10 protein-coding genes are annotated in these 12,660 nt (G+C 62.6%); 7 read left to right on the top strand and 3 right to left on the bottom strand.

Annotation, left to right across the window (positions count from 1 at the left end):
- Positions 1-734: 734 nt before the first annotated feature.
- The 3 genes from IVB22_RS13855 to IVB22_RS13845 all read left to right on the top strand — a co-directional run bounded on the left by IVB22_RS13855 (position 735) and on the right by IVB22_RS13845 (position 3,976).
- Complete coding sequence (locus tag IVB22_RS13855; protein ID WP_247517902.1) at positions 735-1,046, top strand: hypothetical protein; 312 nt, start codon at positions 735-737, stop codon at positions 1,044-1,046.
- A 117-nt stretch (positions 1,047-1,163) separates the two neighbouring features.
- Positions 1,164-3,296, top strand: coding sequence for a VTT domain-containing protein (locus tag IVB22_RS13850; RefSeq protein ID WP_247517901.1), 2,133 nt, complete (start codon positions 1,164-1,166; stop codon positions 3,294-3,296).
- Positions 3,293-3,976, top strand: a complete 684-nt coding sequence (locus tag IVB22_RS13845; protein ID WP_247517900.1) for an endonuclease/exonuclease/phosphatase family protein — start codon at positions 3,293-3,295, stop codon at positions 3,974-3,976. The genes IVB22_RS13850 and IVB22_RS13845 overlap by 4 nt, the downstream gene beginning before the upstream one ends.
- Before the next feature lie 23 nt (positions 3,977-3,999).
- Here the strand turns inward: IVB22_RS13845 and IVB22_RS13840 are convergent, their stop codons facing one another.
- The 3 genes from IVB22_RS13840 to IVB22_RS13830 all read right to left on the bottom strand — a co-directional run bounded on the left by IVB22_RS13840 (position 4,000) and on the right by IVB22_RS13830 (position 6,106).
- Positions 4,000-4,191 carry a hypothetical protein gene (locus tag IVB22_RS13840; RefSeq protein WP_247517899.1) on the bottom strand — a complete coding sequence of 64 codons (192 nt, stop codon included), beginning with the start codon at positions 4,189-4,191 and terminating at the stop codon, positions 4,000-4,002.
- Between the two features lie 80 nt (positions 4,192-4,271).
- Positions 4,272-4,967, bottom strand: a complete 696-nt coding sequence (locus IVB22_RS13835; RefSeq protein WP_247517898.1) for a DUF3750 domain-containing protein — start codon at positions 4,965-4,967, stop codon at positions 4,272-4,274.
- Positions 4,968-5,176: 209 nt separating this feature from the next.
- On the bottom strand, positions 5,177-6,106 hold the full coding sequence (locus tag IVB22_RS13830; RefSeq protein WP_247517897.1) for a dihydrodipicolinate synthase family protein: 930 nt from the start codon (positions 6,104-6,106) through the stop codon (positions 5,177-5,179).
- Positions 6,107-6,215: 109 nt separating this feature from the next.
- On the opposite strand from IVB22_RS13830, the gene IVB22_RS13825 reads away from it, so the two are divergent.
- The 4 genes from IVB22_RS13825 to IVB22_RS13810 all read left to right on the top strand — a co-directional run bounded on the left by IVB22_RS13825 (position 6,216) and on the right by IVB22_RS13810 (position 12,106).
- The gene (locus tag IVB22_RS13825; RefSeq protein ID WP_247517896.1) at positions 6,216-7,403 is read left to right on the top strand and encodes a CaiB/BaiF CoA-transferase family protein; all 1,188 of its coding nucleotides are present in this window, start codon (positions 6,216-6,218) and stop codon (positions 7,401-7,403) included.
- Between the two features lie 80 nt (positions 7,404-7,483).
- Positions 7,484-8,416, top strand: coding sequence for an alpha/beta fold hydrolase (locus IVB22_RS13820; RefSeq protein ID WP_247517895.1), 933 nt, complete (start codon positions 7,484-7,486; stop codon positions 8,414-8,416).
- Between the two features lie 441 nt (positions 8,417-8,857).
- Positions 8,858-10,255 (top strand): calcium-binding protein, encoded by a 1,398-nt coding sequence (locus IVB22_RS13815; RefSeq protein WP_247517894.1) that lies wholly within the window; start codon positions 8,858-8,860, stop codon positions 10,253-10,255.
- A gap of 417 nt (positions 10,256-10,672) precedes the next feature.
- Positions 10,673-12,106 (top strand): 1-acyl-sn-glycerol-3-phosphate acyltransferase, encoded by a 1,434-nt coding sequence (locus IVB22_RS13810; protein ID WP_247517893.1) that lies wholly within the window; start codon positions 10,673-10,675, stop codon positions 12,104-12,106.
- The last annotated feature ends 554 nt before the right edge of the window (positions 12,107-12,660 follow it).

Here is a 12,660-nt window from a genome sequence, read left to right as displayed (position 1 = left end):
CGATAGATTGCTTCCGGCCCTTCTGGATCGCTGTGAAACAGATCACTTACATCTTAATTGTGCACAAAAGTTTACCCTTTTTTCAAAGGAATGCCAAGAAGCGCGAGTGTGACAAGAAGTCGTCGAAAACGAGGGAACTCCAGCAAGATAGCAGCAAGAAAGCAGCGCTTTCTTGTCATAATTGCACAAGGGAACCCGCCCAACCTTCGCGGATATATCTTTCGATATGTACTTGCCTGGCGGGAAAGGCGTTACGATTAAATGGGTCGGCCGGCATCTGCGGGCATATTGCCATGTTGTCAGCAAGCTGCCTCCAAAGCCGGACTTTGACATGCTCGCTGCCTTTGCGCACCGACGAGGCCTCCGCCGCAGTCGTGTTCGCGACATTTGAACCCGACCCGAGCGAGACTCGATCTGATCCAGCGATTGGCCAAGATCAGAGTTAGCGACAAGTCGTTGTCGAAAAATATGACTTCTCTCATCGAGCGTTTTTCGGAAACCGCCAAGGTTCGCAATGAATTTGAATCACTGCATGTTCATTTTCGATTCCTCGGGCCCCATCACCAGCCGATGCTGTTGATGGAAAAAGGTCGAGCCTGAGATTCGGAGACGACCGAACTTCACCGCAAGAAACAGTCCGACGATGCGGAGATCGGTTACCGCCGCATTTTGGAAGAGGCACGCCGACGCGTTGCATCGGCTCGGCCAGTTGCTGGAGGCGAGGGGTGATTTTGATGAATCCCGATCCGAGCAGGCGATCTCATAAAGAACCGTCCGATCAGCCTCCGCTGCCTGAACGGACGCGCATCAAGATGAGCGCGCTCGGAGCGACGCGATGCCCGAATCTCGCCGGCCGGCAAGGGGTCATCATCGGTTCAGGCCGCTATCGCAGCACCGTCCGCGTCATGTTCGACGATTTCAAGTCGCCGACATCGCTGCACAGCACCTACATCGAACCCGTGGTCGAGGAAGATCAAGCTCCCCACCGAGGCCGGAGCGGCACGCCCCGACAGGGAGCAACCCGCGCGAATGCGGGTGGCCGGTAACCTGGTTCCGATTGGAGCCGTCCAGGTTCCGGTAGGCCGGAACCGACTTGGCCGCAAAACGTTGATTTGTTGTCGGGTGCGGTGCGCGATCCCGCATTTGCTTTGATCTTCCAAGTCTTGACCTTCCACATCTTGCCGAGGTGCCGCCTGCTGCAAAGCTCATCCATCCTCATTCCGGGCGACACCGTCTGGAGAAGGTGCAAGGCAGGGCGGCTGGCAATCCTCAATGACGCAGCCGCGTATTTCGCCGCTTTGCGGGAAGCGCTGCTGCTCGCGACGAAGCAGGTCTACATCATCGGCTGGGACATCCATAGCCTGACCCGGTTTGTCGGGCCGTCCGGGCATGCCGACGATGGTTATCCGGAAGAGCTCGGTGCGTTTCTGAAAGCGCTCCTGAAGGCGAAGCCCGAGTTGCGGATCAACATCCTGAGCTGGAATTTCCCGGCTCTCTACGCGGCGGAGCGGGAGTGGAATTCAACCGCCAAATTCACCTCGGGAGCGCCGGACCGGCTTCGTTTCTGTTTCGACTCCAGCCTTCCCTTGGGCTCGGCGCAGCACCAGAAGATCGTCGTCATTGACGGTGCGCTTGCCTTCTCCGGCGGTCTCGACCTTACGATAAGGCGCTGGGACACCAGCACGCACGACGCCCATCATCCGCTGCGGACCGATCCCGACGGCAAGCCCTATCCACCATTTCACGACGTGCAGTGCATGGTGGATGGCGCAGCGGCGGCCAGTCTGACGGAAGTGGCGGAGAACAGGTGGTGCGCCGCCGGCTGCACTGTCGAGACAAGCGCCGACGTCAGAGGCGAGCGCTGGCCGGCCTCGGTGCCGGTGCAATCCCGGCGAATGACGGCGGGCATCGCCCGGACCGAGATAGCAACCGCGAGTGAAGCCGGTGTGAACGAGGTCGCACGGCTGTTTGAGGCGTCCATCAACGCGGCCGACCGCTTCATCTACATCGAGAACCAGTTCACCAGCGCCACCGATATCGCGCGCCTGCTGGCGCAGCGGATGCTGGACGTGCCACAGCTTCGTGTTCTGATCGTCACGCCAAAGATGCATTCGTCCTGGTTCGAATCGCAGGCCATGCAGAGCGGGCGCGGCGGATTCATCGCCCAATTCGTGTCGGCCGGCGTCATGGACCGGATTCGCTTTCTTTATCCGTCGACGCGGGACGAGGGTGAGGCCGCGGCGGTCATGGTGCACAGCAAGGTGATGATCGTCGACGACCGCATCCTGCGCGTCGGTTCGGCCAACCTCAACAATCGCTCGATGGGCGCGGACACCGAATGCGATCTCGTCTTCGAGGCGACGTCTGAGGCGCACTGGAAATATATCACCCGGCTTCGCCGCCAACTGATCGGGCATTTTTGCGGCGTCGATGAGCAGGACATCGCAAGCAACGAAGCCGACCTGTTTGGATTCCTCGACCGCCTGGCGGAGCGCGGCGGCGCGAAATCGTTGCAGCCGATCGACCCGACGGCGTCAGCCGGCAGCATGGCGACCATGGTACAGCCCGTCGCCGATCCCCGAGAACCGCTTCACCTCGACCGCGCCGCCAATCGGATGTGGACGGCAAGAACCATTTTGGCTGTGTCGGGGTTGGCCGCGGCGCTCGCCGGCCTCGCGCTGGCCTGGCAGTACACGTCGTTAAGCGATTTCACCGACGTAGGCTTCGTCTCCTCGGTCATTTCGCAACCCGCATGGTCGCAATTCGCGCCGCTGCTGGCGATTGCCGCCTTCGTCCTCGGCGGGCTGGTGGTGTTTCCGGTACTGGTCTTGATCGCCGCCACGGCAGCCGCCCTGGGGCCGTGGATGGGTTTCTTCAGCGCCGGCGCCGGCGTGCTGCTCAGCGCACTCACGCTGTTTTCGATTGGCCGCGTGCTGGGCCAGGCGCGGCTGCAGCGGCTGCTCGGGCGCCGCGCGGCGCGGGTTCAGAGCCGCATCATCGGCAAGGGGGTCGTTGCGGTCGCCATGATCCGAATGGTGCCGATCGCCCCGTTCTCGATCGTGAACGTGGTGGCGGGCGCCAGCAAGCTGAGCTTGCGCGATTTTCTGCTCGGCACCGCGCTGGGCATGGCGCCGGGGATCGCTGTCATGGCCGCGCTCGGCGCGCAGATCGCAGATCTCGCCAGAAACGCCTCGTGGACGAATGCGGTGCTGCTCGCGCTGGCGATCGCAGCCTGGATCGCGCTGTGCCTTGGCGTGCAATTTTTGGTGACGTGGATGGCGGGACGACGAACGTGACGGCTACGATGCGCATCATGACGTGGAATGTTCACGGCATCTTCCACCTCAATCCGGGTTTCGATCTCGACGGCGTTTGTTCCATTATCCGCCACTGGTCTCCTGATATCGTGGCGCTGCAGGAAGTCGACTCGCGCGGAAGAACCGATGATCCCTTTGCCCTGCTGGCAAAGGCCGTCGGCGACCACAGCGTCGATGCAAGATCGATCGTCACCGAGGACGGCGATTACGGACAGGTGCTGCTGAGCCGCTGGCCGTTCGCCGAGCCGCCGAAGATTTCCGATGTCTCGTATCTGGAGCGAGAGCCCCGCAGGGCCATTGCCGCGCGCATCCTGTCTGATCACGGCGAGGTAACGGTCATTGCCACGCATCTCGGTCTGAGCATCCATGAAAGGCACGCCCAGGCGCATGCCCTGGCCGACCTGGTGCAGCCGACGCGAACGCTCGTGCTCGGCGATTTCAACGACTGGTTCTGGGTGAAGTCGGTGAGGGGTGTGCTGGCGCGGATCTGCCCGGTCCGAACGCGCTTGCGGACGTTTCCCTCCCGATTGCCGATGATGCGGCTGGATCGGATCTATGCCTCGCGCGATTTGACGATCCGCGCGGCCTGGACCGATCGCAAGGCTCGTGCGTATTCGGACCATCTTCCAGTGATCGCGGATGTCGCGTTTCCGCAGTAGAGGTCTGCATCACGCGGGCTTGGTCAGTCGGGCTTGGCCGGATGCTGCGTTCTGGGGTGGCGCTCATGCAGCAGCCTGGCCAGATCGTGACGCAGCTCGAACCGATCGCGCATGGCCGTCTCGAACAGCGCTTCCTGAATGTCGCGCGGCATGTCGCCCCAAACCGCCATTGCAGCTTCGCCGAGCAAGGATGCAAAGGTCTGATCGTCGGTCATATCGTTCCTCCTGCTTTTCGACGTTTGACCGAAACGAAGGTTCCGATGGAATCCCATGTCGTCCGCTGACGAATATTGCGTCACGGACCAAGCGGCAGCCCCACCCGGCCGACACCGGGCAGTTTCAATGCGGGGCGACGGATGTCGAAGCCGAGGACGCCTCCGAAAAGATTGAGTTCGAACCCTTCGATCCATCCGATCGTCAGCCCTAGATAACCTCCGAGCGAAGCAAACAGGCCAGTGCGCGACGGCGTGAAGCCGACCCAATCGCCGTGGTAAGGGTAATCCTTGCCGATCGCGTTCGGCGGCAACACCGCTCCAAGTTCCGGAACGGCGTCCAGGATTGCCTGGATGAACGTGTTGGAGTTCGGACCGGGCCAGGCGCTGTAATCTCCATAGGCACGAAACTTGTAGGTCTCGATCACCGAGCGGATTTTGGGGATGAGCGCTTCCGCCTTCGGCCCATCGACGCTGACGACAGCTTCGGGCATCGCACCAAACCAGCGCCCGTCCGCCAGGAATCCGTCGATCCGGATCGGTTCACCCCAGGCCGTGTAATCGTAGCGGCTGTAACGGCTGGCGCCGCGCTCCTTGACGACGATCCAGGTGTGAACCGCGAATATCCCGCGCCAGCGTACGGTTCTTGCCGCGAAAACCCTGATAACGGCTTCCGCGTGCTCGGATGCTTTGGGAAGAAGTCCCGCGCTTGAACGGTCCGCCGTCTGCCAGTTCTCACGCCTGTCGCCGAGCAGGTATTCCACGGCGGAAACAGCCATGGGAACGAGCACGAGGAGAACAAGAATGAAAAGGTATCTTTTCACGGCGGGAAATCAATTTGAGCGGTCTGCGGGCATCTGATGTAGTTGCTCCAGTTCTGATTTCCAGTTCAACCCAGCGATTAAAAACGCAGAACGCCCAGGGCGAGAAGCAGATCGAGGCGGTTATGCCGTGCCGGTGAGCGGTGCCGGTTGATGGATGCGTTCTATTATCTTCCCCAGCGCAACACCACGGGATCGAGCTGGCGGGCGATCTCAACGAGGCCCGCGCGCGCCGCCGGGTGAACCTTTTGCAGGGGATGGCGAACCGCTTCCGAGCCGATCACGCCGCCTTCCTTCATCAGGATCTTGGCGGCTTGCAAGCCGCACTGGCGGTTCTCGTAATTAATCAGCGGCAGCCAGCGCGCATAGGCCGCCATCGCTTCCTCCCGGCGCCCCGCCAGATAAGGATCGACGATTTGCCTGATGCCATCAGGGTAGCCGCCACCCGTCATGGCGCCAGTCGCACCCGCATCGAGATCGGCCATCAGCGTGATGGCTTCCTCGCCATCCCAGGGGCCTTCGATGTTGTCGCCGCCCGAGGCAATGAGATCGCGCAGCTTCGCCGCCGCCATCGGCACCTCAATCTTGAAATAGCGGATGTTCGGAATTTCCCGCGCCATGCGGGCCAGGAAGTCGACCGAAAGCGGTGTCCCGGCAACCGGAGCATCCTGGATCATGATGGGGATGTCGATGGCGTCAGACACGGTGCGGTAGAAGTCGAAAATAGCCTTTTCCGGCACGCGGAAGGTGGCGCCGTGATAGGGCGGCATGATCATCACCATCGCCGCGCCCGCATCCTGGGCCTGGCGGCTGCGCTCGGCACAGATGCGCGAGCCGAAATGCGTGGTGGTCACGATCACGGGCACCCGGCCGGCGACATGCTCCAGCACCGCATGCATCACCTGTTCGCGCTCGGCATCGGTCAGCACGAATTGCTCGGAGAAATTGGCCAGAATGCAGAGGCCGTTGGAGCCGGCGTCGATCATGAAATCGATACAGCGGCGCTGCCCCGCGAGATCGAGCTCCCCACGGTCGTCGAAGATGGTCGGAGCGACGGGGAAAACACCGCGATAGGGCCGTTGTGCAGTCGGGGTCATTCTGGATGTTCCATTGGAGCAGGATCAGTGATTGTATGGTCGTCCAATACTTTCATCAACATGATAGAAGCCTCGGCACAAGCGAGCAGCGAGACAAAAGGAAAGATCGATGGGGGGAGTTCTGGAGGGCGTTCGCGTCCTCGATTTCGGGCGCTATATCGCGGGGCCTTACTGCGCGACGTTGCTGGCGGAATTCGGTGCGGAAGTCATTCGCGTGGAGAAACGCGATGGCAGCGAGGATCGTTTCGTGGCGCCCGTCGGCGAAGGCGGCGAGGGCGCGCTGTTCCTGCAGGTCAACCGCAACAAGAAGTGCATCACGCTCGATCCGATGAAGCCGGAAGGCCAGGAGGTGATGCGCCGGCTGGTCGCCACCGCCGATGTCGTCGTCGCCAATCTGCCGCCGCAGACGCTGCGCGCGATGAAGCTCGATTATGAATCGCTGAAGGCGACCAAGCCGGACATCATCCTGACGACCGCAACCGCTTTCGGCGGGCCGGGTCCGTGGTCCGACCGCGTCGGCTTCGATGGCGTCGGGCAGGTGATGTCGGGCGCGGTGTACATGACGGGCAAGGGCGATCCGCCGTACCGGGCCGCGGTGAATTGGGTCGATTTCGGCACGGCGCTGCATTGCGCGTTCGGCACGCTCGCCGCCCTGATCGAGCGCGGCAAATCCGGCCGCGGGCAGATCGTCGAAGGCGCGCTGCTGGCGACCGCGCTCTCCTTCACCAACGCGACGCTGATCGAGCAGGCGGTGATCGCGGCTGATCGCGTCCCGACCGGCAATCTCGGTCAGACCGCGGCGCCCGCCGATATCTACCGGACCAAAGACGGCTGGGTGCTGTGCCAGGTCACCGGCCACCCGCTGTTCATCCGCTGGGCCAAACTGATGGGCGAGGCGGATCACTGGCTGAACGACCCGCGCTTCGCCGACGATCTCAAGCGCGGCGACCACGGTCCTGTTATCAGCGAACGGATGGCGCGCTGGTGCGCCGAGCGTACCACGCAGGAAGCGGTCGATACGCTGGGCAAAGCGATGATTCCGGCTGGCCCGGTGCTGAGCCCGCAACAGGCGCTGGAGCATCCGCACATCCGCGCCACCGGCTTCATGCAGGACGTCGACTATCCCGGCTTGCCGAAGCCTGCGCCGACGGTACGCGCCGCGGTGCGGCTGTCGGAGACGCCGGGCGAAATCGTGACGCGCCCACCGACGCTCGGCGAGCACACCGATCGTGTGCTGGCCGATATCGGTTACGACCCAGATGCGATCGCCGCGCTTCGCAGAGGCGGGATCATCTAGATGCCGCGGCCGATAATCCGCCGCCTTGTTGGTTGCCGTCGGCTGGTTCTTCGCCAAACTGCAGCCTGGACATCAGCCCCATGACGCTGCTGTCGATACCGGCCAATCCTGTTCCAGAGGGGGCGCTTGCCGGAACGATCGAGGCGCCGGATGGTGTCACGCTGCGCCTTGCGCGCTGGGCGGCACCGGCCAATGGCAGGGGGACCGTCTGCGTCTTCACCGGGCGCGGCGAGTGCATCGAGAAATATTTCGAAACGGTACGGGATCTGCGCAAGCGCGGTTTTGCGGTGGCGATGATCGACTGGCGGGGGCAGGGGCATTCCTCGCGCCGGCTGGGCAATCCGCTCAAGGGCCATGTTCGGAATTTTTCGGAGTACGAGATCGACGTGGCGGCCTTCGTCAAGCAGGTGGTGCTGCCGGATTGTCCGCCGCCCTATTTTGCACTGGCCCATTCGATGGGTGGCGCGGTCATGCTGCGTGTCGCGCATGCCGGCACCGAGGTGTTCGAACGCTTCGTGCTCTGCGCGCCGATGATTGACCTGCCGGGTCCGCGCGCGTCGCGGCCGATGCGCGGCCTGATGCGGATGCTGCGCGCGGGTGGAATGGCCGAGCGGTTTATCCCAGGCGGCAACGTCGACCTGATCAAGTCAACGGGCTTTCCCGGCAATCCCCTGACCTCGGACCCGCGCCGCTATGCCCGCAACGCGGCGATCCTGGAAGCCGATCCAACGCTCGGGATCGCGTCGCCGACCGTGGCATGGCTCGACGCGGCCTTTGCTGCGATGGGCGAGTTTCGTTCGAACGAGTTTGCCGGCCGGATTCGCCAGCCGGTCCTGATGCTCGCGGCAGGCGACGACACCATCGTATCGGCCCCTGCCATTGCAGCGTTTGCCCGGCATCTGCCGGCGGCATCGCATTGCGTGATTGCGGGCGCGAAGCACGAAATCCTGCAGGAAGACGACCGTCATCGCGCGCAGCTCTGGGCCGCATTCGATGCCTTCATGCCGGGCTAGGCCGTGTACTCATGTCTGCTTTGTGCCCTCCGCAATTCTTTGCGCTGCGCACGTCCGCTCGCAGCGTGTAGCTCCGCTCGCAGCGTGTAGCGAAGGATGCGAACACCATCGTAGCACAAAGCGCCCCCGGGAACCCGGTGGGACCTGAGAACAGAAAGTTACCGGAGGTTGATGGAACGAAGAAGCGCATGACGAATTGAGAGGCGTTTACGTTCGCGTGACCGCGCCGTTGGACGTGCCCGAGTGCCAAAACTTAGCAGGTTCGCGGCAGCGTCGGGGTTCCGATGGGGTGGCTTTCGTATCACTCCACGTCGACAACAAGCGCAAAAGCCCTTCGCGTGGACCAAAAAGCACTGACGACATCGTCGGGTGCTTCAGGCGGACAGCCGCCGTCCAAAATGTCGCGACCGGCTACTGACCCTAGAAATCAAGGAGGACAGCATGTCCACTGTATTCCGCGTGATCCTCGAAGGCTCCCAGGAAAATCCCCCAGTCAACACGCCGGCAAGCGGCGTCGGGACTGTCGTCTTCGACAGCGAGGCGGTAGCCGCGAGCTACTCGTTCGACGTGCAGGGCGTTGATTTCGGCCCGGCTACGGGTGGCCCACCTCAGACGCCGAACGATTCCGGCGACGATGTCACCCGCACGCATTTTCACACTGCGGTTGCGGGCGTAAACGGACCCATTGTCTTCGGGCAGGTCGACACCGTGGATCCGGCTTTTCAGCAAGACAACGACGACCTTGCCATTGTGCTTAATGCGGATGGCTCCTGGTCGCAGAGCGGCGTCTGGGAAACAACGGACCCGCCCACCCCGACGGGCGTTACAATCACCGACTTCGCGGACGATCTCGGTTCGGCCACCGTCGGAATGGCCATACCGCTCTACTTCAATGTCCATACGAGCGAGTTTGGCGCGGGCGAAATCCGGGGTCAGCTGGTCGCCATCGCCGATGACATCGACAATGTCGTGACGGGCACGGCAGGGAACGATGTGCTTTCCGGGCTGGGCGGCAATGACGCCATCCTGGGCTTGGCGGGGGACGACATCCTTGACGGCCGCAACGGCAACGACGTGCTCGACGGCGGCGGCGGCAATGACACGCTGACGGGCGGCAATGGCAACGACACACTCGAGGGCAGCGTCGGCAATGATGTTGCCGATGGCGGCAACGGCAACGACACCATAAATGGCGGCGACGGCAACGACGTGCTGTCCGGTGGACGGGGGGATGACAACTTCAACACCGGCCAAGGCGATGATGTGGTGCTCGGCGGACAAGGTAACGACCGGATCGGCGGGATGGCTGGCAGGGACGTTGTAATGGCCGGTGCCGGCGACGACTTCATCGCATGGAACGACCCAACCGGCGATGTCGTGTTCGGTGGTGGCGGCAATGACACCATTTTGGGGGGTAACGTGGCGGCGGACGAGATCCACGGTGGCGCCGGAGATGACCTCATCCGGGCGTTCGCGACCTCCCCCGAGAGCGCCACGGCCAGTGACAGGCTGTTCGGCGACGCGGGCGACGATGTCGTGACCGGCGGGAACGCGGCGGACACCATCGAAGGCGGACGCGGTGACGACTTCCTGACCGGCAACGATGGTGCCGACGTCTTCATCTTCCGCGACAACAGAACCGGCGAGGATATCATCACCGACTTCGATCCATCCGAGGATGTTGTCCAATTGGTCGGCTTCGATACGAGTTTCGACCCATTGGCAGCGCTGAGCGCGACAGCGCAGGGTGCTGAGATGGATCTGGGTCAGGGCGACAGCGTGCTGTTCCTGGGCCGCACCGTGGCTGAGTTCAGCGCCAACGACTTTCAGATCGTCTGAACGATCCGCCGCCTCTGTCGCAGGGAGAGGTGTCTGGACTGCCGCTGGAGACCCCTGGAGGACCGGGGTCTCCTGTGGGCGAGGACGCTTACCTGCTGCACGCAATCGTCAAGCAACAACGCGACCGCTGATCGGGCAACCGCGGGAGGATTCTTCAGCGGGGCGAAGTGCGTTGTGGTCGAGGCGAAATCCGGAGTAGCCAGCGCATTTCTGCTTTAGCCTCAAAAGCGGCATTTCGTTTATGCGTACGCACCCTGGTTCGAACGAACGTCGTTGATATCGCGGTTGCGAACATGACGGCTGATCGCCGGGAATCGGCCGGTCTCGATGCTCGGAACGCTTGTCACAATGGAGTTCCAGACCGTATCGTGACGTCGCGGAGCGGCGACGCGCTGCGTCGCGGGATCGGGGTTTTGCATGGGGTCGCAGGTAAGCTTGCCGCTCTGGGTCGTCCTCCTGATGACGATCCTCGCGATCCTGGCGGCGCTGGATCGCATCCTCATTCCCAGCGTGCGCTGGGCGCTGCGCCGGCGTGCCAACCGCGCCATCGAGGAACTCAACACCAAACTGAAGCTTCGCATTCAGCCTTTCAAGCTGACCGAGCGACAGGTGCTGATCGATCGTCTGGTGTTCGACCCGGAAGTGCTGCGGGCGGCGGAGGAATATTCGACTGAGAACGGCGTGCCGAACGAAGTCGCGATGGAAAAGGTGAGGCGTTACGCCCGCGAGATCGTTCCGGCGTTCAGCGCCTATGCCTATTTTCGCGTAGGCACCCGGATCGCGCGGGCCGTTTCCCATATGCTGTATCGAGTGCGGATCGGTGTCCGCAACGACGAGGCGCTGGCCGCCGTCGATCCGGCCGCGTCGGTGATCTTCGTCATCAATCATCGCTCCAACATGGATTACGTGCTGGTGACCTATGTCGCCGCCACCTCGTCGGCGCTGAGCTACGCCGTCGGCGAATGGGCCAAGGTCTGGGGCCTCAGCAATTTGATCCGCTCGATGGGAGCCTATTTCATCGCGCGCGATTCCGGAGAGGCGCTCTATCGCAAGGTGCTTTCGCGCTATGTTCACATGGCGACAGCCGCGGGTGTTACGCAGGCGATTTTCCCGGAGGGCGGGCTGAGCCGCGACGGAAAGCTGCGTCCGCCGAAATTCGGGCTGTTGAGTTACATGGTGGCGGACTTCGATCCGCACGGCCCGCGCGACGTGGTGTTCGTCCCGGTCGCCGTCAACTACGACCGCGTGCTGGAAGATCGCATGCTGACCTCGGTGGCCAATACCGAGCCGGGGAAGAAGCCGGTGTTCGGCTTCAACGCGGCGACCTTCGCGCGCCACTTCTTCCGCCATCTCTGGATGGCCATGCGCGGCCAGTGGCATCGCTTCGGATATACCTGCGTGAGTTTTGGCGTGCCGGTGTCGCTGCGAAATTATGTCGAGGCCAGGAAGATCGATTTCCGCGTTCTCGCGCCGGAGCCGCGTCGCATCGAGGTCGAAAGGCTCGGCAACGAGCTGATGGAAGCCGTTGGCCGCGTGGTGCCGGCGCTGCCGGTCTCGCTGGTCTCGACCGCCGTGCTCGAGGCCGGCGACCAGCCGCTGACGCTGTTCGAAATCAAGGGCCGCGTTTCGACCTTGATCGGCGCTCTCGAACGGTTCGGAAGCTATGTTCACATCCCGCGCGCCGACCGCGACTACGCGATCTCCGTCGGCTTGCGGATGCTGACGCTGCGCCATCTGGTGATCGAGACCGACGACACCTACCGCGCCAACCCGAAAGAGCTCGTGCTGTTGCAGTACTACGCGAACGCGATCGTTCATTTGTTGCCCGTAGGGTGGGCGAAGGAGCACTAGCGACGTGCCCACCATCTATCGCCGATCGCGCATCGAAATGGTGGGCACGCTTCCGCCTTCGCTCGTTGAGCTACGGCGGACAAGTCGCTTTGCCCACCCTACGAGACTGATTTGCTTAGCGCGCAAGCGCAATCTCGATACACAACCGCGACCAATTGGCACGACGGGCAAATCACCTAAAACCTGTCCAGCCCCTCTTGCAAAAATATTCTGCTTTCGTTCTCACGCAAATCATCGGCATAACTCCGCCCGTCTCACGGCGGATGAGGGGCGCTCGCGATCGTCACGAACGTGCGGTGAGATGCGATGGACGCTGAGGGCGCGATAGACGTACGCGCCGGAAGCGTACGGTGAAGTCGTGTGGTTCGGGCGCCGCGGTGCTGGCGCTAAGTCCAGGAGGAGCGAAGCTTCTCTTGCGGCGACGGAGGCAACAGAGCCGTTCTCCGGGAAGAGCACGAAGTAAGCCGTAAAGCCATTGCGCAGGGAAGGCCGGAATGCTCCCGCTGCCCTGTATGCTCGTGTGCATTTTCTTTAGCGCAAATCGCACGCGAGAC

Origin of the sequence: Bradyrhizobium sp. 190 (genome assembly GCF_023073415.1) — a bacterium.
Taxonomy (GTDB): Bacteria; Pseudomonadota; Alphaproteobacteria; order Rhizobiales; family Xanthobacteraceae; genus Bradyrhizobium.
Note: the sequence above shows the minus strand (reverse complement) of the source record. Positions and strands in the feature narration are given on the sequence as shown.